Origin of the sequence: Burkholderia sp. BCC0405 (assembly GCF_902833075.1) — a bacterium.
In the GTDB taxonomy this organism is placed as follows: domain Bacteria; phylum Pseudomonadota; class Gammaproteobacteria; order Burkholderiales; family Burkholderiaceae; genus Burkholderia.
The window spans coordinates 113,286-134,870 of the sequence record NZ_CADFEO010000006.1 but is presented as its reverse complement, the minus strand read 5'-3'; the positions used below and the strand labels follow the sequence as shown (position 1 = coordinate 134,870).

14 protein-coding genes and 1 pseudogene are annotated in these 21,585 nt (G+C 60.4%); 14 read left to right on the top strand and 1 reads right to left on the bottom strand.

Annotated features, from left to right (window positions below):
• The first annotated feature begins 210 nt into the window (after positions 1 to 210).
• A complete protein-coding gene (locus tag HWX36_RS11820; RefSeq protein WP_175952284.1) occupies positions 211 to 3,246 on the top strand; it encodes an ATP-binding protein in 3,036 nt (1,011 codons plus the stop codon).
• Between the two features lie 266 nt (positions 3,247 to 3,512).
• On the opposite strand, the gene HWX36_RS11815 is transcribed toward HWX36_RS11820, so the two are convergent.
• Positions 3,513 to 3,758 carry a hypothetical protein gene (locus HWX36_RS11815; protein WP_175952283.1) on the bottom strand — a complete coding sequence of 82 codons (246 nt, stop codon included), beginning with the start codon at positions 3,756 to 3,758 and terminating at the stop codon, positions 3,513 to 3,515.
• 228 nt (positions 3,759 to 3,986) lie between these two features.
• On the opposite strand from HWX36_RS11815, the gene HWX36_RS11810 reads away from it, so the two are divergent.
• The 13 genes and pseudogenes from HWX36_RS11810 (at position 3,987) to HWX36_RS11750 (ending at position 21,290) form a co-directional block, all read left to right on the top strand.
• Positions 3,987 to 4,343 (top strand): SymE family type I addiction module toxin, encoded by a 357-nt coding sequence (locus HWX36_RS11810; RefSeq protein WP_175952282.1) that lies wholly within the window; start codon positions 3,987 to 3,989, stop codon positions 4,341 to 4,343.
• On the top strand, positions 4,340 to 4,660 hold the full coding sequence (locus HWX36_RS11805; protein WP_175952281.1) for an XRE family transcriptional regulator: 321 nt from the start codon (positions 4,340 to 4,342) through the stop codon (positions 4,658 to 4,660). Before HWX36_RS11810 ends, HWX36_RS11805 begins: the two co-directional genes overlap by 4 nt.
• Before the next feature lie 363 nt (positions 4,661 to 5,023).
• Positions 5,024 to 5,248 (top strand): hypothetical protein, encoded by a 225-nt coding sequence (locus tag HWX36_RS37105; RefSeq protein ID WP_244136393.1) that lies wholly within the window; start codon positions 5,024 to 5,026, stop codon positions 5,246 to 5,248.
• A gap of 208 nt (positions 5,249 to 5,456) precedes the next feature.
• Positions 5,457 to 5,714: pseudogene (locus HWX36_RS11795) on the top strand (Imm75 family immunity protein); the annotation flags it as partial.
• 403 nt (positions 5,715 to 6,117) lie between these two features.
• Positions 6,118 to 15,666, top strand: a complete 9,549-nt coding sequence (locus HWX36_RS11790) for a hemagglutinin repeat-containing protein (protein WP_244136406.1) — start codon at positions 6,118 to 6,120, stop codon at positions 15,664 to 15,666.
• 1 nt (position 15,667) lies between these two features.
• A complete protein-coding gene (locus HWX36_RS11785) occupies positions 15,668 to 16,168 on the top strand; it encodes a contact-dependent growth inhibition system immunity protein (protein WP_175952280.1) in 501 nt (166 codons plus the stop codon).
• Between the two features lie 115 nt (positions 16,169 to 16,283).
• Entirely contained in the window at positions 16,284 to 16,733 is a 450-nt protein-coding gene (locus HWX36_RS11780; RefSeq protein ID WP_175952279.1) for a hypothetical protein, read from the top strand.
• A gap of 60 nt (positions 16,734 to 16,793) precedes the next feature.
• Complete coding sequence (locus HWX36_RS11775; protein WP_175952278.1) at positions 16,794 to 17,480, top strand: hypothetical protein; 687 nt, start codon at positions 16,794 to 16,796, stop codon at positions 17,478 to 17,480.
• 762 nt (positions 17,481 to 18,242) lie between these two features.
• Positions 18,243 to 18,671: a hypothetical protein gene (locus HWX36_RS11770; RefSeq protein ID WP_175952277.1), complete on the top strand. Its 429-nt coding sequence runs from the start codon at positions 18,243 to 18,245 to the stop codon at positions 18,669 to 18,671.
• Between the two features lie 107 nt (positions 18,672 to 18,778).
• The gene (locus HWX36_RS11765; RefSeq protein ID WP_175952276.1) at positions 18,779 to 19,216 is read left to right on the top strand and encodes a hypothetical protein; all 438 of its coding nucleotides are present in this window, start codon (positions 18,779 to 18,781) and stop codon (positions 19,214 to 19,216) included.
• A 157-nt stretch (positions 19,217 to 19,373) separates the two neighbouring features.
• The gene (locus tag HWX36_RS11760; RefSeq protein WP_244136392.1) at positions 19,374 to 19,691 is read left to right on the top strand and encodes a hypothetical protein; all 318 of its coding nucleotides are present in this window, start codon (positions 19,374 to 19,376) and stop codon (positions 19,689 to 19,691) included.
• Between the two features lie 106 nt (positions 19,692 to 19,797).
• Positions 19,798 to 20,271, top strand: a complete 474-nt coding sequence (locus tag HWX36_RS11755) for a hypothetical protein (protein WP_175952275.1) — start codon at positions 19,798 to 19,800, stop codon at positions 20,269 to 20,271.
• Between the two features lie 8 nt (positions 20,272 to 20,279).
• Positions 20,280 to 21,290, top strand: a complete 1,011-nt coding sequence (locus HWX36_RS11750) for a hypothetical protein (RefSeq protein ID WP_175952274.1) — start codon at positions 20,280 to 20,282, stop codon at positions 21,288 to 21,290.
• Positions 21,291 to 21,585 lie beyond the last annotated feature (295 nt).

Here is a 21,585-nt window from a genome sequence, read left to right as displayed (position 1 = left end):
TACCGCTCAGAGCGAATTGCTTCGGACTGCCCTACATACCGGTGGCCCTGCCATCCCGATAATTGGCTCGTTCCCCGAGCCGGCAGCGCAATCGCCTGCCATCCCACACGGCTTACGGATATCGCTACGCGTCGCGGTTCGCGAGCGGCTCTCGCCGTTCGCATCGCGCGCGGCCCCCGAGTTGCGCATTGATTTCACGGTATTCGTCCCATGCCCATCCGAAACCTGTTCGCGTCCCCGGTGGACGCCAACGCGCCGTTCGCGTCGATCGATGGCGAGGCGCGCGACCTGAGCCTGCTGCACCGCTACCAGCGCTTCACGCTGTACGGCGGTGCTGCCGTGCTGTCGCTCGTGATCCTGTTCGCGACGAGCGTGCTGCTCGACGGCTCGGTGCGCGACTACATCGCCAAACGGCGCGAGCTGTTCACCACGCACAAGGCGCTCGTCGAACTCGAGATCGATGCGAAACAGGCATCGGTGCGGCGCTCGGTGATCAACGCGGAGCTGCTGTGGAACAGCCACCCGCACCATTCGCGCAGCGCGGCCGAGGCGCTCGCGCGCGACGGCCATGTAGTGCTGTCGCCGTTGCGCAACGTGAGCGACATCTTCGTGGCCACGACACCGGAAGCATTGGCCGGCAACGACGCCGACGAATACGTGCAGCTGATGGAACGGCTGACGATCTCGGTGGCGGCCGCCGAGCGGCAATCGGGGATGCCGCTGTCGGGCTACGCGTACAGCCCCGACCGCAACGTGCTCGCGATCACGCCGCCGCCGTCGATGCCGTATCGCGACGTGCTGGAGCACATCGGCGTGGCCGACACGCGCGCGCTGATCGATCGCCTCGCGTTCAACACCGCCGACTGGTCGAATCCGGCCGTCGCGCGCTACTGGCGCGCGACGCGCCGCATCGCGTGGGAGCCGCCCGCGATCGACCCGCTCACCGGCAAGAAGGTGTTTCGCCTGGTCGAACCGGCGTTCGACGGCCCGCGGCATTTCATGACCTTCGTCAGCGATCTCGACGTGAACGTGCTCGACGACCGCCTGAAGCAGGCGCCGGAGGACGCGGTGGTGATGCTGGTCGACCAGGCCGGCCGCGTGCTGCTGGACGAGGACCGCACGCGCGCGTCGATCGACGGCGCCGCGCTGATACGCCACGCGCTCGCCGAGAACGCGTGGCGGCGCGGCCTCGACCGCTTCGACGAAAGCTATCTGCACGGCGTCTTCACGATCAGCGACCGGATCGCCGACACGGGCTTCGCGATCGTCTATGCGTATTCGTGGCGCACGATCGCGATCGCGATCTGGCCGACGATCGTGCGCGAGTTCGGCGTGGCCGCGCTGATCCTGGCCGTGCTGTGGACGCTCGTGATCGCGTTCGACCTGAAGGTGTTCGCGCCGGTGTTCCGCCGCTCGCGCCGCGTGTTCGAAACCGACGAGATGAGCCGCGCGATCATCGCGACCTCGCCGTTCGGCATCGTGCTCGTGTCGCTCGACAGCGACGCGGTGCTGCTGCGCAACCGGATGCACGAGCTGTACGAAAGCGCGGCCGGCGAGCCGCCGCTGCACGAGCGCCTGCTCGCGCGCTACCGGCAAGGAGCGGACGGCGCGCCGGTGCAGCTCGACGTGGAATGCCCCGTGACGCTCGACGATGGCCGCGCGCGCGACCTGCTCGTCAACTTCGTGCGCGTGCGCTACCGCGGCAAGGACACGCTGCTGTGCGGCTTCTCCGACATCACGACGCGCGCCGACACCGAGCGCGCGCTCGACAGCGCGAACCGCGCGAAATCGACCTTCCTCGCGACGATCAGCCACGAGATCCGCACGCCGCTGAACGCGATGCTCGGCAATCTCGAACTTCTGGACAAGGCGCCCGACCGCAATCGCGAGAAGTCGCGGCTGCACGCGGTCACGTCGGCCGCGCGGATGCTGCTCGACATGCTGAACAACGTGCTCGACATGACCAAGATCGAAGCCGACCGGATGACGCTCGAAGCGACCAGCTTCCGCATCGACGAGCTGGCGCGCGACATCGTCGAGCTGTTCGAGCCGATCGCGCGCGCGAAAGGCGTGGCGCTGCGCGTCGACGTCGATGCGCAGGCCGAGCGGCCGTACGTGGGCGATCCGCTGCGGGTGCGGCAGATCGTCGTCAACCTGGTCAGCAACGCGATCAAGTTCACCGATCGCGGCACGGTCGCGCTGTCGGTGACGGCGCCCGCGGCCGACGGCACGCCGGTGATGATCCGCGTCAGCGATTCCGGCATCGGCATGACGGCCGCGCAGCTCGAACACGTGTTCGAGCCGTTCGCGCAGGCCGACGAATCGATCGCGCGCCGCTTCGGCGGCACGGGCATCGGCCTGCCGCTGAGCAACCGGCTCGCGGAATCGATGGGCGGGCGCATCGCCGTGGACAGCGTGCCGAACGTCGGCTCGACCTTCGTCGTGTCGCTGCCGCTGCCGCTCGACCCTCAGCACGGGATGCAGCCCGCGCCGGCCGGCGGCGATACGCCCGACCTGCGCGTGCTGTTCGTCGACGACAACCCGGTCAACCGCTCGCTCGTGCACGACCAGCTCGACGTGCTCGGCTATCGCGCCGACGTGGCGTCGAGCGTGGCGGAGGCGCTCGATCTCGTCGAGCGGCACGACTACGCGATCGTGATGACCGACCTCAACATGCCGGGCCTCGACGGCTATGCGCTCGCGCGGATGCTGCGCGAGCGCGGCCGCGCGCTGCCGATCCTGGCCGTGACCGCGCATGCGGAGCCGGACGAGATGCGGCTGTCGAAGGAAGCGGGCATCGACGAGATCGTCACGAAGCCGACGTCGCTGCGTTCGCTCGAACAGGCGATCGCGAAATACACGGGCCCGTGGCGGCCGGGCCGCGCACTGCTGCCGGCGCCGGCCAGCACGCGCGGGCCGCTGCCGCGCGACCTGCGTGCGGCGCTGGCCGATGCGACGCATCGGGCCAATGCGGCGATCGCGCGGGCGCTCGAATACGGCGACCTGAAGGCCGCCCGCGCGGAGATCCACAGCATGCGCGGCGCGTTCGCGATGATCGGCGAGCGCGACGTGTCGGGCCTGTGCGCATCGCTGGAAGCGCTGGCGCTGGCCGGCGACGCCGTGGCGTTCGCGCGGGAGTTCGAGCAGTATCGAAGCAGCGCCGAAAGCGCACTCGCGCGGCGCGCCGAAGCAAGCGCGGAGCAGCGTGCCGACCCGCTCGCGATGGCGGCGGCAACGAAGCAGTAAGAATGGAGGGAGAGCGAGGCGGGCATTCGGCTCGCTTCGGTTCGTCCGGATGACGAAGGAAGGAAGTGCGCGGCAACCGCGGGCCGGTGTTCGACGCTCGCATGAGGCAGCGTGAGGAGTAGTGCTACAACCGACGTAGCGCGCATTACGGCCGGGCCCAACGACCGCCGTCGAATATGCGTCACGGTGCCGCGCAAACCAAGCTTACCGTCACGGGATACGGTATCCAATAGGACTGAACCGATTTGCGCTCGGATTTTTTCCCGTCAATCAACCGCCATTCGTTGACGGATGGCGGCCGGTTCGTCGTTTCGCGCGGTCATGCCTGGATCGTCGACGGTTCGTGTGCATTCATCGTCATGGTGAGCGGCGAATGAACGCGTCGTGAGGTGTGCCACGGGTACATCGAAGCGATCGTCCGACACGCTTTTCAACACATTGGTGATGAAACGAAGATGCGGCCAGCCAACGCAAGCGCCGCGAAATCGTTGACCAGCAAGCATCCGAGCCATAGGCCTGATGGCCAGTTCTGCAGAAACGCAAATAACCCTCACCCGAAACCGTTCGAACTTGGCTAAAGTGGTTGCACGTTTTCGCAAGGAGGTTCAGGTCATGTCGCCACGCCACGCGTGTGACGAAGTGACGATCGGAATCCCCTGCGTAAACGAGCGCGGCCTGCAGATGTAGGAGCACCTGCAGGCCGCTGACCACAACCAACTCAAACTAGCAAGGAGTTGACCATGGCTGACGCGAATCATAGCGCACCATTTATTTTCCAAGACTGTTTCGTCAACACTCAGACATCGTCTCAATCTCGCCGCATCGTCCCGCACCTGAGGCTCACCGACATGGCGCCGCCTGTCCTGCATCTGTGGATGAAGCTGTCCGGCCGGTGGATCGAGGCAGCGGGCTTCGAACCCGAGCAGCGCCTGCAGATCGAGGTGTCGCACCAGCGGCTGGTGATCACGCCAATCGACGCCGCGGGCAGCGATCCTGTCGGGAAGGTCGGGAAGAATGGATTCCCCGCTGTCGAACCCGCGACGGAGCGGCGGCAGCGGCAGCGGCAGTTCTCGGTGATCACGGGGGAAGCACAATGAGTCACGACAATCAGCATCACGACGCCGACAACGTGCCGGACGATTTCGACTACTACGACGTCGGGGAACTGGCGGCCAAGTCCGCACTCGTGCTGAAACTCAACGCATTGATCGCCACGCACGGCCTGAGTGAGGATGAGGCTGCGGCGCTCGCGGAAATGGTCCGGGCGGCGGTCACGCCCGAGCAGCGCGAGCGGCTCCGGAACGTTACGCTGGATCATCTGATGGTGATGCTGGCGGCATTTGGCCAGCATGTGGAAATCGTGGTGCGGCCCGTGGGGGAATCGGGCCCGGCAGGTATCACGGTGTCGGTCTGACAGCGGGCGTAGCCCGATAAGGAAGGGGTAGCAGCCTTAAGCGCGCTGGCGTGCGCTTAAGGCAGCGTCAGGCGTCGGTGCCATCAAGAAAATCACGACTGCGGCCTGGCCGAACGGTCGGGACCTAAGCGGCTTCGGCGCCACACCCCTTCCATTTAACGTGGACGATTGTCACAGCCAATCGGAACAGGCTGATTCCGTCATCCGCGTTGAATCCGCAAAATAACCGCTGCCGTGATCATCGGCAGCGGCTCACCCAACGGATCGCCCGATCCGCCGTGCGCCTGATACACACGCCGATTGCCGTAGAGCAAATTAATTCAACTCGCGTCGTAAACTTCGAAGCCCGACCGTAAGGCCCTGATGGACGATTCCCGGCACGCGATGCGGCCGGTTACGACGCCGCGCCCGCGCGGCGCACCCCGGCTGGACGCCTTCAGCCTCAAACTCAATCGCCGACTGACGCTGTTCCAACGCGGCGCGCCTGAACTGTGGCTGCTCATCGAGACAGATCCCGTCGTCCACTCCTTTTGCGAGCGTCCGGGTTACGCGCAGCTCGGTGGACAACGTCATCTCGTGGATTTTTAGGTCCGCTATGCCGACCGCGAAGAGTGGGTCATCCTGTCCGATGCGCTCGCGGAGACGTCGCAGACCGCTGCGCGCCCTGACGACGAACGCATGGGCATGCCCATGCGTATGGTGACATCAACCGACCTCGCGGCCGGGCGCGCCTGGATCGACAACTGGCGGCACATGCTGCCCTGTCCAGGCGTCGCAGGACTTGGCAGCCAGTTTCATGCGTGACGTCCGGACGCTGGTCGCGCTCAAGCGAGAGCTGTTGCCGGGCGTGACCACCTTCGTCGACAGCGTTCGACTCGAAGCGATCGACGACAAAGCTGATCGACTCGTGGTGACGACCTCGGTTGGGGACGAGGCGCGCTTGGTTCATTTCAATCTCGATTTCACGGGAACGCCGTCGTTCGGGTGACGCCTGTATCGCTTGCGCGACTGGACTGACGATCTTGCCGATTGGGTGGATCGGCTGCGTCGCGAGGAACAGTTGGCCGATAACGCGAAGCGTGAAGCCGCGGCGATTGGCGGCATGATGCGCGTCGAGCTGACCGGATGCCGCGTGGTGTCCGCATGCTTGCATTCGATACAGACGGCGCCGAGCGCCCGGCGGGTGACCGCCGAATGGATCAACCTCGCCGATGAGATCGATGCGTAAATCAACAAGGTTCTTGCTCCGCTTCGATGATGAGCCACACGCGTTGGCCCTCCGCGTGGCCTCCGGAGAGGCGGCCGGAAAGTCCGGGTGCCGCGTCAATCAGATGCGTCCGAAAATCCGAATTTGTGGTTTTCCGTCAACGGCTTGCAATTTCTGACAGTAATTCGTAATGCTTTCGATATGCTTTCGGCCAATCATCCAACGAATGAGCGCGGGCCGCGTCGAAAGTATGAACAAAAATACGCATCGTCTGGTGTATTCCGGACTTCGGGGCATGGTGGTGGCCGTCGCGGAGACAGCGACGGCCGAGGGCAAATCGGCAACGGGCGAAGCACGTGCGCGGCGGCGGTCGTCGACGTCTGGTGTCCGCGTCGTTGTGGCAGGTGTCGCAGCGCTCGGCATGCTACCTACCCTGTCCGATGCGCAGATCGTGCCGACGCCGGGTACCAGCACGCACGTGATCCAGACGCCGAACGGCTTGCCTCAAGTCAACGTGGCCGCGCCGTCGGGCGCCGGCGTCTCAGTCAACACCTACAACCAGTTCGACGTCTCGCGCGCCGGCGCGATCCTGAACAACTCGGCCACGATGGTTCAGACCCAGCAGGCGGGCTGGATCAACGGCAACCCGAATTACAGTGCAGGCCAGGCCGCACGGATCATTGTCAACCAGGTCAACAGCCCGAATCCGTCCCAAATTCGCGGCGCCGTAGAGATCGCTGGCGCGCGTGCGGAGCTCGTCCTGGCGAATCCGTCCGGGATTTTCGTAGATGGCGGAACCTTCCTGAATACCAGCCGCGCGACCTTGACGACCGGCGTGCCGTACTACGGCGCCGATGGTTCACTCGCCGGATACAACGTCAACCGCGGGCTCGTGACCGTCTCGGGTACCGGCTTGAACGCAACCGGTACCGATCAGGTGGACCTTATCGCCCGCGCTGTACAGGTCAATTCCGCCATCTATGCGAAGAACCTGAACGTGATCGCCGGCGCGGCCCAGGTTAATCACGACACGCTCGCCGCAACGCCGATCGCCGGTGACGGCTCCGCTCCAGCGGTCGCGATCGACGTGAGCCAGCTGGGCGGAATGTATGCCAATAGGATCGTCCTCGCATCGAACGAGTTCGGTGTGGGGGTCGCCAACGCCGGCGTCATCGCCGCGCAGGCAGGCGACCTGACGCTGCAGTCGAACGGTCGGCTCGTCCTTACGGGTAAGACCACGGCAAGCGGCAATATGGCGCTGTCGGCCGCGGGTGGCATCCAGAACAGCGGCACAACGTACGCGCAGCAATCGCTGTCGGCCAGCACAGCAGCCGATCTCACGAACAGCGGGACGCTCGCGGCGCTGCAAAATACGACGGTGAACGCCGGCAGCATCAATTCGACTGGCACGCTCGGCGCGGGCGTGAACAATGACGGCTCCGTCGCACACAGTGGCGACCTGAACCTGACGGCGTCCGGCCAACTGACCGCGACCGGCCAGAATGTCGCGGGCGGCAATGCATCGCTGACCGGCGGCAGCGTGAATCTCGCCGGCAGCCAGACGGCCGCGAGCGGCAATCTGTCGCTGAACGCGACGGCTGGCGACGTGAACCTGTCGAACGCGACGACGAGCGCGCAAGGCGCCATTCAGGCGAACGCATCGGGCACCGTGATCAACGATCACGGCAGCCTGTCGAGCGGCGGCAGCACGACGCTGACCGGTGGCAATCTGTCGAACCAGAGTGGCAAGGTTTCATCGCAGGGGCCGCTGTCGGTCAACGTGGCCGGCCAGATCGCCAACCAGTCCGGCGAACTGGTATCCGAGAGCACGGCGGACGTGCGTGGCGGCGCCATCGCGAACAATCAGGGCACCCTCCAAAGCGCGGCCGGCATGACGGTGGCCGGTGTGTCACTGGACAACACGGCTGGGCGGATCACGTCGCTCAATGGCGACGGTTTGTCGGTGACGACGAGCGGCCAATTGACCAATGCGGCGGGGACCACCGCGAGCAGTGCGCAAGGCGGTGTCATCGGCGGCAACGGCGATGTGTCGGTCCAAGGCGCAAACGTTGTCAATCGCGGTGCGATCACCTCCAACACGAATTTGCGTGTCGCGGGCCAGTCGGTCGACAACGGCAGCGGTACGCTGCAGGCTGCGCAAAAGGTTGCTGTCGATGCGGGCGCGCGCCTGATCAACAACGGCGGCTCGATCGTCGGTCAGACGGTCGCGCTGACTGGCACGACCCTCGACAACAGCGCCGGTACCGTGCAGGCGAGCCAGGTGTTGTTGAACGCGACCGACCTCGTGAACCACGGCGGCACGATCACGCAGACCGGTACCGGCCCGATGGCCGTCAACGTGTCGGGCACGCTCGACAATTCCACTGGCGGCACGCTGCAAACCAACAGTACCGACCTGACGCTCACCCCTGCCGCGCTCGTCAACGACGGCGGCACGATCACCCATGCCGGCAACGGCACGCTGACGCTTGGCGGTGGTACGGGGTCGGTGTCGAACGTGGGAGGTTCGATCGCGAGCAACGGGCGCGTGGCCGCGCAAACCGGCACGCTGAACAACACGGCGGGCTCGATCAACGCGCAGAACGGCCTGACGGCAACCGTCGGCGGTACGCTCAACAACGCGAGCGGCAAGCTGCTGTCGAACACGGATCTAGGCGTCACCAGCGATACGCTGGCGAACGACGGCGGCCAGATCGGTGCGGGCACGAACGCAACGATCCACACCGGTTCGATGACGAATCAGGGCGGTTCGATCGTCGGGCCGAACCTGTCGGTCACCGCCGATTCGACGCTGGACAACAGCGGCGGCAAGCTCGAGGCCAATCAGCTTGCGCTGACCGCCGCCAACCTCGTGAACCACAGCGGTACGATCACGCAGTATGGATCGTCAGCGATGGGGATGAACGTCAGCGGCACGCTCGACAACTCGGCTGCCGGCGTGATCCAGACCAACGCCACGGATCTGACGCTTGAACCGGCCGAGCTGAACAACGCGGGCGGCACCATTACGCATGCCGGCACCGGCACGCTGACGATTGCGCCGGGCAAGGGAGGCAGTGCGCTGAACAACGCGTCGGGCACCATCGTGACGAAGGGACAAGCCATCGTCAACGCGGCCGCCTGGAACAACGCGAGCGGTATCCTCGCCGCGCAGCGTGGCATCAACGCGGCCATTGCGGGCGACGTGAACAACGCGCAGGGCCTGCTGCGATCGGACGCGTCGCTGTCGTTGAAGAGTGGCGGCGCTCTGTCAAACCGAGGCGGCCACATCCAGGCGGGGCAATCGGTTGCGGGCGACGCCAGCACGCTCGCCATTCAATCGGCCTCGATCGACAACGCGGACGGCGCCATTGTCGACCTCGGTGCCGGCAAGATGACGGTGCAAGGCGGCAGCCAGATCGCCAACAGCCACACCGGCGGCGTATCGGGCATGGGGGCGATTACCGGCAACGGCGACGTGACGATCGTCGCAGCATCGATCAGCAACACGCAAGGCGGGCAACTCAGCGGCGCGTCTCTGCATGTCCAGGGGAATACACTCGACAACAGCGGTGGCACGATCGGTAACGTTGCCAATTCGAACGGCGACGTCGACGTGACCACGGCTGGTGCGATCACGAACACGAACGGCCAGATCAGCTCGACGCACGACCTGTCGGTCGCGGCGGCCACGCTGCAAGGCGGTGGCATGTACAGCGCGACGCATGACGCCAACGTGAACCTCCAGGGCGATTACACTTCGGCATCCGACACGCAATTCAACGTCGGTCACGATCTTGCCTTCACGCTGCCCGGCACCTTCACGAACAACGCGAACCTGCAATCGGTCAACAACCTGAGCGTCAACGCGGGCAACATCGTCAACGTGGGCGCCTTGACGGCCGGCGGCCTGCTGCACACGCAATCGACCAACCTGATCAATACCGGCGCGCTCGTGGGTGCCAGCGCTTCGCTCAACGCGACGAATACGCTCTCGAATCTCGGGCCGACCGCGCTGATTGGTGCATCGGACAGCAACGGCACACTGGAAATCCTCGCGCACGACATCGAGAACCGCGACGACACGACCACGACCGATTCGATGGCGACGACGGCCATCTTCGGCATGGGCAAAGTCGTGCTGGCGGGCGGCAAGGATGCCAGCGGTAATTACACGAACGCGGCGCTGGTCAACAACGTGTCCGCGCTGATTCAGTCCGAAGGCGATATGGAACTGCATGCGGACAAGGTGACGAGCACGCGCCGCGTGATGAAGACCTCGACGAGTTCGATCGATCCATCGCTGCTCGGCCAGTTCGGTATTCCGATCAGCGGCCGTACTGGCCAGGTTGGCGTGAAGGATCCGGACAGCATCGGCGGCGTCTACACCGAGCCGCCTCACGGCGGTCAGTGGAACAGCACGTATCAGTTCACGACCTACTACGCGGACAGCGCGATGGCGACGACCGTGACGGACATCAGCCCGGCGGCGCAGATCGTGTCGGGCGGCAGGATCGATGCGTCGTCGGTCGGCACGCTGCAAAACTACTGGAGCAACATCGCCGCGGTCGGCGACATCAAGATGCCGGCCTACTACGACGCCGACGGCTGGGCGGCGTCCGGCCAGAAGCTGCCGGGCGTGTCGGTTTCCTACTCGGGCCAATATCACTACAACAACTACGACAACACGGAACACGACTGGCAATTGCCGTTCGGCAATGCGCCGTTCGTGACCGGTCGCCCGGGCGGTTACACGCAGGCGGCGCCGGCCTCGATCAAGGATTACAAACTACCGAAATACGACTCGACGTTGAGTTCGAACGGCACGATTTCGGGCACGGGTGTCAGCGTCAACAACTCGGCGGGCAACGCCTCGATTCCGTCGCTCGGCTTGCTGCCGGGGCAGTCGGTGCCGGGTCTCACCCCCACCAACCTGAGCGGTAACGCGAGCGGCGCGAAATCGGGTGCGTCGGCCGTGCACGGTGGCCCGTCGGCGCCGGTCGATCCGATCATCGCCAGTGCAACGGCGCTGAACGTGCTGAACAACCTCACCATTCCGCAAGGCGGCTTGTTCAAGCCGACGACTGCGCCGAATGCGGGCTACGTGATCGAAACGAATCCGGCGTTCACGAACCGGAAGAATTTCATTTCGAGCGACTACTTCTTCAGTCAGCTTGGCGTCGACCTGACTCATATCCCGAAGCGGCTCGGCGACGGCTTTTATGAGCAACAGCTCGTGCGCAACGAGATCACTTCGCTGACCGGCAAGGCAGTGCTGGGACCGTACACGGACCTGCAGACGATGTACCAGTCGTTGATGGCGGCCGGCGCGGATCTGTCGAAGTCGCTCGATCTGCCGATCGGAGCCAGCCTATCGGCCGATCAGGTGTCGAAGCTGACCAGCAACGTGATCATGATGGAAACGCGGGTGGTCGACGGCCAGTCGGTGCTGGTGCCGGTCGTGTATCTCGCGAAGGCCAGTCAGCAGAACATCGACGGGCCGTTGATCAGTGCGACGAACATCGACTTCCAGAACGCGCAGTCGTTCACGAACAGCGGCACGATCAAGGCGGACAACGCGCTGGCGATCCAGGGCAAGCAGATCGACAACGCGTTCGGCGCGCTGCAAAGCGGCGGATTGATGTCGTTGAAGACCGAGAACAATATCGATCTGACGTCGGCGAACGTGAAGGCCGGTAGTCTGCAACTGGACGCCGGGAAGGACCTGATTCTCGATACGGCGACGCAGACGAATACGCGGGTGAGCCGCGACGGCGCGACGAGCGTGGTGACGACGCTCGGGCCAATGGCGAAACTCGACGTCACAGGTGACGCGTCGATCACGACGGGTGGCAATTTCCAGCAGAACGCGGGCAATTTGTCGGTCGGTGGCAATCTCGGCATGAATGTCGGCGGTAACTGGGATCTCGGTGCGGTGCAGACGGGCGAGCATAAGATTGTGCAGCGCGCGAACGGCGTGTCCAACACCGACATCAACAAGGTTACCGGTAGCTCGGTGACAGTCGGTGGGCAGTCGATGATCGGTATTGGTGGCGATCTGTCCGCCAAGGGCGCGCAGATCGACCTCGGCCAGGGTGGAACGATTGCGGCCAAGGGCAACGTGACGCTCGACGCAGCGAGTGCGACCTCGACAGTGAACAGCAACAGTTCGGGTAGCGACAGTCACGGCAGCTACGCGGAAACGCTGCATACGGCGGATCAGGCGCTGACCGGGACGACGCTCAAGGGTGGCGACACGGTGAATATCGTGTCGGGCAAGGACATTACGCTCTCCGGTAGCGCAATCAGCCTCGACAAGGGCAACGCGAACTTGCTGGCGGCCGGCGATGTGAATGTCGGCACGGCAACCGAGACGCATGAGCTGAACTCACACGAGACGCATAGCCACAGCAATGTGGTGAGCGGCGTGAAGATCGCGAGCGGAATCGACCAGACGGCGACCTATAGCCAGGGCAGTACGATTTCGGCGGATGGCGTGACGGTCACGAGCGGCCGGGACATCAACGTGACGGGCAGTAATATCGTCGGTACAAACGATGTGTCGCTGTCGGCTGCGCGGGACGTGAACATCAAGACCTCGCAGGACACGATTCAATCGTCTACCTATTACGACAAAAAGGAAACCGGCCTGATGTCGAATGGGGGCCTCTCGGTGTCGGTCGGTTCTCGTTCGAACTCGGACAAGCAGCAGTCTTCATCGGTGACAAACAACGGCAGTGCGATTGGAGCACTGAACGGCAACCTGACTGTGAGTGCGGGCAACGATTTGCACGCGACCGGCAGCATCCTGCATGCGGGCAACGACGTGAATCTTGCCGGCAAGACCGTGAAGATCGACGCCGCGACGGATACATCCAACTTCGCAGAGCAGCAGCAGTTTCGTCAGGCCGGCGTGACGGTGGGCGTGACGAATCCGGTCGTGGCCGCGGTGCAGACTGGTCGGCAGATGACGAACGCTGCGCAAAGCGTGGGTGGCGATCCGCGCTTGATCGCGCTGGCAGCCGCTACGACGGGCCTTGCGGCGAAGAACACCTATGACTCGCTGAAGCAGATGGGCGGCGACCCGGTGAAAGCCGCGACAAGTGTCGGGATCAACGTGTCGGTCGGCGCGAGCAAGAGCGACAGCCAGATGCAGGCACAGTCGAACACTGCGGTGGGGAGTACCGTGTCGGCAGGCCGCAACGTGACGATCGCTGCCGCTGGCGCCGGCAAGGACAGCAATATCGACGTGATCGGCAGCACGATTTCTGCAGGCAACAATGCGAAGTTGGCCGCCGAAGGCAATGTGAACCTGCAGGCGGCAGAAAATACCAGTAGCCAGCACAGTACGAACAGTGGGTCGAGTGCGTCGGTGGGCGTGTCGTTCACGGTCGGCGACAAGTCGGGGATAGCCTTTACGGCGGGCGTTGCAGGCAATCGAGGCAACGCGGATGGAGATTCGTCGACGTGGACGAATACGCACGTGGCTGCAGGCAACCAGCTTGCAATCCAGTCGGGCGGCGATACGAATCTGAAGGGCGCGGTCGTGTCAGGCAAACAGGTGGTTGCCGATGTCGGCGGTAACCTGAACATCGAGAGCCTGCAGGACAAGGATCACTATGATTCGAAGCAGCAGAGCGCCGGTATTTCGGCGAGCGTGTGTGCGCCGCCGCTTTGCGCCGGGAAGTCGAGCGTGGCGGGCAGTGTCGGCCAGACCAAGATGAACAGCGATTACGCAAGTGTGATCGAGCAATCGGGAATCAAGGCGGGTGATGGCGGTTTCCAGGTCGATGTGAAGGGCAATACCGATCTCAAAGGCAGTGTGATCGCGAGCAGCGACAAGGCAGTGCAGGACAACCTGAACAAACTGACGACCGGCACCCTCACCCATAGCGACATCGAGAACCACGCATCGTACGACGCATCGTCGGTCGGGCTCTCGGGCGGCTATGGCGGCACTATCGGCAAGGATCAGAAAGGCACGGCGGATAACGTGAATCCGGTGCCGGGAACCAGTGTGCCGAGCAAGGGCGGGGTGTCGGTTGCGCCGCCAGTGGTGATGGGCGCATCAGGTGACGCGAGCTCGACCACGAAGAGCGGTGTGAGCGGTGGTACGGTCACGATTACAGACGGCGCGAAGCAACAGCAGCTGACGGGCGAGACCGCCGCCGAAGCGGTAGCGAACATCAATCGCGACACGTCGAACACGAGCAGTGCGCTCGCGCCGATCTTCGACAAGGACAAGATTCAGGCCGGGTTCGACATCACGAGCCAGTTTATCAACCAGGTCGGGACCTTCGTCGACAATCGATTGAAGGAAGCGGACGCAGCGCAGGCCGCCGCCAAGAATCCAAATCTGACGCCCGAGCAACGATTGCAGGCGCAGCAGCAGGCCGACAAGTTGACGGCTGAGTGGGGGCCGGGTGGTACGTATCGGCAGGTGCTGTCCGCACTGACCGCAGCTGCGGGCGGCAACGTTACCGGCGGCGCAGGTCAGTTTGCGCAGGCCGGTGTGGTGAATTACCTGCAGCAGCAAGGTGCATCGTACATCGGCAAGCTGGTCGAAAACGGCACCGTGACGGAAGGTAGCCCGCTGCATGCAGCGCTGCACGCGATTGTGGGGTGCGCTGGTGCGGCGGCTAGTAGCCAGAGCTGCGGCGCTGGGGCGATGGGCGCGGCGGCATCCAGTCTGCTGACGAATCTGTTTGCGCCCCCAACTCCTGATATGACCGAGCAGGAGAAGGAAGCGAAACAGAATCTGATTTCGTCCATCGTGGCCGGCGTGGCGGCTGAATCCGGGGTGGGCGGCGCCTCGGGCGCGACCACGACAACGACCAGCGCGACCGTGGCCGCGCAGAACAATTGGCTTGCGACTGAACAGAAGGTGCAGGCGCAGAAGGAGTTGATGGCCTGTACGAATCTGATGTGTGCTGTCCAGACAACAGGAAAGTGGGCAACGGTATCGTCAGTACAGGATGCCGCGACGTTGGCTGGATTTGGCAAGGGGCTTGCGCAGGCAGGCTGGAACGACGTCCGTGGGTTGGCGGAATTCCTGAGCGACCCGGTGACCGGCCTGAAAGGGATGTATGACCTGATCAACAGCAAGGAGATGCGTGACCAGCTTGGACAGGCGGTCGTTGACAACTTGAATGTCAAGATCGGACAGATTCAGACCGCGCTGCGCGTCGGCGGGACGGACCAGGCGCTGCAACTCGGTGAAAATATAGGCGATCTGACTTGGCAGGTCGGTTCCGTGGTGGCTGGCGTTGGCGGTGCTGTGAAGGCCGGTGTAGGCCTTGCCAAGGTCGGCATCACGGTCGGTCGCGATATGCTTGATAGCATGGCGCTCGCGGGGCGTAGCGCGACCGTGGTCGATGCCGGCATTACGTGGGGGAAGGGCATTGGTACGCAGGGACTTCCGTGGGAAAATTATCTTGAGACGAAGATGCCCGCGGGATCACGTTTGCCACCGAATTTCAAGACGTTCGATTTCTACGATATTGAAACCCGAACGGCGACAAGCGCCAAGACATTGGACACGACATTGCAATCTCGGGTCACCAACCCACAGCAGGTATATTCGTCGGTGAAGGTCAACATTGACGCTATGTTGAACTATGACAAACCCTACACCCTCCTTGGCACACGGGTTGATCCTGCACAAATAGTGAGTAAAGAATTGCAACTTGCAGTGCCGGAACAAACAAACGCGGCGCAGTGGGAGCAGATCAATCGGGCTATCCAGTACGGTGAGAGCCAGGGTGTTAAGGTTGTTGTGACAACGGTAAAGGGGAAGTGAATTGAGTGACGTTAATCCTTGGCGCGGTGCGGCCATTTATCGAAATCGAGATTTCATTTTCATTGGAACGCAGTCTGGATATAGCGTTTCAATCGCAGATCCGGATGGAGGTGCACATTTTCTCGACACAGATGCTGATGACGAAACACTCGGTCGTTGTCTCAACGATGCGTTGTTGAAAAGCCGTTTCATTACCCCGCAGCAACGTGCGGAAAATCCGCTTTTCTTCGACTTTCGGCTGGTTGGAGAGAACTATAAGAAGTGGGTCGATGGCCTTCTTACACGGTTCGGGTACAAAACCAAGCAAGCCCTGTTCAAGAAAATGATCTTGTGCCACGCAAAAGTCGTTGACGGTGTTCTAACGCTTGATCCAAACCGTCATGACAAGCTCGAAGCGTGGGAAGGGTTGGGCGACGACACCAAAGTCATCCTTCCATTCGATTCGCCAGAAGCCGAAATCGGCGCTGCTCTGCGAGTCGCGTTGGATCGATGCATTCCATAAATCGACGAACCCGATTGATAAGAACAACATCTATGAGCATTAACCGACGGGGGAATTGCATTGCAGCCTCGCTGCTGTTTGTGGTACTTCATTCGTGCAATGATCGAGTAAAGATATGAAGAGGCTGTCGACAAAGAAAGTCATTTTTTTCCTCGTTTGGGTGGTGCTGGGAGTTTGGGTGATTTCCCGGACTCCGACAGTTTCCACTGCGAAAGCGAAATTGGAAATTATGACTGCGGATTTGAGTTATCTTTTTGATAATGCAACAATTTTGTCTCGGCGAGAAAGCGCAAAAACGGGGGCGGCTCTTGCGCTTTATGACGTAGATGCATCGACTTTCGGTGAGGAAAAAGAAAAATTTCTCAAAAATTCTCTGAAAGAAAAGGGGTGGGTGTTTTTGGGGGTGGATGATGGTGCATATGTGATGTGCAAGAGTGGAATGAAGGCGTCTCTTGCTGAAAAATCTGATAAGCAGGAGTTGGATAGGATGGGAAGGCGTGTCTTTTCTGTAAGCATGGAATTCAATGCGGGAACCGAGGATTTCTGTCGCCGGAGAATGCGCTGATCGGTTCAATCTGCAGTTGCACGAGGACAGCAAGGCGAAGGAATTGACTCTGGCGAAAAGTTGACGACGGAGAGCGGCGGCAAGTACACGGTTGAGCAAATCGTGGACCAAATGGGCCAGATGAATCTGGTGACGTCGGATGGCGGGATGCTACCGGGCAATGTGCGGGTGACGTCGGGCGACAAGCCGCAAGACGGGACGCAATGGACGCAGTACGGCGTAAACAGGGCAGGGCAAACGGTGTGGACGCAATCTCTGGGGCCGGGTGATCCCGATTTGCAAGCGTATATTGCGAAGGGAGCGCAGGGTAGCGGGTTCTCGTATCAGGTGACGACGACAGGATCGAATCCGGGATTGATGAGAGCACCGGACTTTGTGAACTTCCAGATTGATTACTTTGTTGGGAGCGTGTGGGGAACGTTTACGCGAGATGGGAATGCGTTCTTCGGTGGAGGATTGAATATGGGCCTGCCGAACCCGGTCGGTGCAGGTGCGAGCGTATCGGCTGGCTATCCGAATACAAGCACCGTGCGGCCGGGGCAGACGAATAATTTTGCAGGCGGATACGCAGGTGGAGGATCCGCTCTCTATCGTGGTTTAGGGGGAGGCATCATGGTGTCGCCCGGCAACGGTACGGCGACTGTTGTAGGCGTGGGTGCAGGTGTGAACGTGGGGAAGACAAACAACCCGGCATCGGTTGGTTGGGGCTTCTCCGTTGATCAAGGGAAAACTGGGATTAGGTGGTAACCATGGGACCGTCAATTACATCCGTTCCGAAAACGCACACGCAGAAAATCATCTGGTGGTGCTGTTTTACAGCGATGATGGGCTTCATTGCTTACGTGATATTGAAGAACTTCTTCTTTAAATGAAGATTCATCGAGGATGGGAATTTCCTCCGATGGATTAGATTCAGTTTGATCGTGATCGGCATCATGGCAATGTATGTCGCGGTGGGGACGTGTCAGGAATTTCGTGTGATGAGACCTTTAACCCGCCTCAGCACACGAAATTCCTGACACGTCACCAGAATGGGTCGATATTGGCTTTGGCGTTTCCAAGTACCTTCCGCCCAGCACGTTGCCGTCTCTTGGTGGTACCGCCGTGGGTGCGATAGGCTTCGAAGGAACCAACGGAACAATTGGGACCATCGCCACTCCTCCATCCAAAACGATAAAGAAATGAACAGATTAAAGCGTGAACTCTTAGCCGTCGCTTACTTTTCAATTTTTCTTCTGGTGCTGTTTGTGATGGCGGGTCTTTTTTTAGAATTTTTGTTCTGGCCTGCATTGATGTGGTTGAGGGAGGGGGGAGGCTATCATCTACCGGAAATTGACCGACTGTACAAATGGGTGAAGCTAATTGTTCTAGTGGTCCCTCCATGCTCATTGATAATTTGGTTATACGAAAAAAAAGCGTCAGGCCGTTAGATGAGAAAGCTATCTGAACGAGAGCGGTAGCAGCACCGCGACGACGAAGAGCGCGATCAGCGACGGCAGCATCACGCTCATGGATTCGGCGAACCAGAAGCAGGATGTGGCGAGCTTGAACCGCGACACGACGAACACGAACGGTACGGTTGCCAAACTTCCCGACATGCAGAATCTGCTGGCCAACCAGTCGGACATGATGGCTGCGGCCAGCGCGGCTGGTGAAGCCGTGTCGCGCCGGATTGGGGACTACGCTGACGAGATGAAACGGCAAGCCGAGAAGAATGGTGACCAGGCAGGTGTCGACGCGTGGAAGGAAGGCGGAGCGAACCGCGCACTGATGCAAGGCGCGGGCGCGGCGCTGTTGACCGGACTGGCGGGCGGCAACGCGGTCGGTTGGGGCGGCCGGTGCGGCGATTGCATCGATCGCGGCGGACAAGCTGAACGACTTGAGCAGCGCAATTGCGGGCAGCGATGGGCATTGCGTGTGGAACGGTTCAACGTTTGAGATTGACGTTGGTGCCGGAGGCGTAACCAAAGTCCCAGGCGTGGGTGGTGCTTTTTGGGGGGGGCGGGGGCAAATAGGCAAGGTTCAATAATGGAAGGTGGTCGTTGATGAAGGTACTCAAAGCTTTGATTGCCGGTGTTTTGGTGTTGGGGGTGATGTATGTTTTCTTTCAAAAAATATTGATTAATAGTCCTGATAATACGACTGAAAAATATCGGCAAATGAAGATCGATATGGATTTGATTGTTAGGCGGGGAGGGGTGGTTGTATTGTCAAAAGAGAATGAGCGAGGCAGTGCGGCGCTAATTATAAGGGGGGTCGATGCTCGGTCTGTAGATGAAAATATATTGAGTGCCTACAGGGATGGATTTGTTTTTCGAGGATGGGGTGTTATTGATTCTGGTGTGGAAAAAATATCGTTTTGTAAAGATGGAGTTCATGCCACGTTTAATCTTGTGCCGGAATGGTTTCCTGAGAAGCAGATTGATATATATGGCCTGTCAATGGAGTACAATTCGGGGACTGTAATGAGTTGCAGGCGGTGAGGTTCTAGATATGACGATTTCATCACTCCGTCAGCGCTGGGCAGATAGACGATGCTGTCTCAGTTGGCTTGAACTTCTCTATTGGCTAAGGGAAGTCTGGTTAGGTGCCGAGCAAGCCGAATGCGATTTTCGGTTCGAGTGCTGACAAGGGAAAGAAATGGGACTCATCGAAGACGGCAATTTCGCAGGGTGGCTTAGGGGTGTACTTTTTTTGGTTGGCTTAGCCGTGGCCGTGGGAGGGCTTGGACTTGACCAAATGCCACGGTGGATCAGGGCGGGGGCGTTCCACCTTGGTTTTGCGGTGATAGCCCTTGGCGGCATTTCCAGTCGAGCGCATATGCTGAAGATCAAGCCCTTCGATAACAGCTACAAAAAGGCGCAAGAGCTACGAAGTGAAGGGCGACACGCAGGACAAGTCCTAACAGCAATGAAGCACTGGGAGAGCGAGCCGCTTCAATCGGCAGTTGCATCATGAAATTCCGATAAGCGCGATATAGAGTTGGTACGGGACTAGGGTTTGGGCGAAATCATCAGGTCAATATCTGTTTAACTCGAACGACGTTACTGAAGTTGGTGCCGATATGGCTGGTAGTTATCGCTTCACGACGGATGAGTTGCCGGCGTTATCGACTATTGGGCGAAGCGATGGGCAACTCGGGGAACAGTTGTCATCTCAACTGATGAAGGAAGCGACTGGGCAGAATTTTGTGCCGATCCAGAACGCATCCGGACATGGCATTGATTTGGTCTATATCGATCAGCAGACCAGGACGATTTATCATGTCGAGGTGAAAACCGTTACCGGTGATCGGATTCCCATCACACCGGAGGATGATCTCACTGGTCGATTTGGAAATTGGATTGGACAGGCGTCTCAAGGTAAGCTCAGTGGGCAAGTATTGCCGCAAGATGCTGTTGACCTGGCGAACCGGATTGGTAAGGCGCAGGACGAAGGTTATACGGTTAGTCACAATGTCATGCAGGTCCAAATTCCTCGGCCGGGGAGCACTGGTTCGATTTCCGCGAACCTTTTGCCGTGGCCACCTGCAAAATGAGAGAACACATGAAGCGCCTTGGGATTCTTCCGCGTTGGGAGACTGAAGCTCAACTCCTTTCTCAGGTTGAAGGGAATTGGGAGCAATTGCGGAAAAACGTATGGGAGCCACGTCGGAAAGACTTGGAGGCATATGCGTTTGGTGAAAACCCATTTACAGATGTATCTGGCGTGTCTCCGGCGAAGCATCTATCTCTGGGTGTCAGCAATTCATTGGTCTGTGCTCAACAGGAGCAGGCTGAAGCTGCAAAGCTTATGTTTTCTCCTGGTAATGATTTTGGATGGGATGAATATTTGGCGAAGAATTGGGCTTATGAGTATTGGCGAACACGAATTGATCAGTATAAACAAATCAATTCTACGCGCGCCGACTATCTGACGTCACTGAATCGCGCCGTCGAAACCCTGTCGACTTGCCTATGCGCGGGATGGATCGATCAGGCACGAATGCTGGCGGAAGAAATAAAAACTCTATACGAGCGAAGGCGGTTCTTTGATGCTGACCATTATCCGCTTTATCATTGGTTGCTGCGAGTCTGCTTCGATCACTGGAACATCCAATTTGACGCATGGGGCCGCCCTGATGAAGAGAAGCCGCAAGCATTGAGCCAGCCCGTATTGAATGAATTGTTTGAGCATTGGCGTGATACCGATCTAACACCGATGCAGGATCACATCATCTGGTTATGTGATTACTATACGCACCGGACGCGCAGGAAAGAGTGGTACGAGTTCAGTAACAGCCATCTTCTTACGCGTTTTCCAGCACTGATACTGGCATGGCAACGGCTCCGGGAAGTTCGAGGGCTGGAGAGCGAGCCGATTGATCACCCGCTGATGAAACCCACCTACGCGCGACTCCGGCCCGCGACGCCGCTTTATACGGATTCGGTGTTGGAGGTCGCGTTGGAGCGGCTTCGTCGCGAGGAAATGCCAGATTTGGGTAGTGCGCGTCCGTCATCTCCATCCGTTGGTCGTGAGAAACGTGGCCTGATCGCCAGACTGTTTGGACGAATCTGAATTCAGGTATCTTTATCCATGAAGGCATAGCAATGAACCATGCGATGACGACGTTTGCGAGTTGGGGGCCGGTTGCCGTAATGATGTCGGCTCTATTCTTTTGCCTGTTCCTTTATCCATATGTTCGAATTTTGCGCCGAACAGGACATTCGGGCTGGTGGGTGATTGTGCTGTTGATTCCTGGTGTGAATCTCGCTTCGATTTGGATTTTTGCGTTTGCGGAATGGCCCGCGTTCAACCGAAAGTAACGCGTTGATAAGCGCACGACATCGCTATCGGTCACGATCAAGTTTCT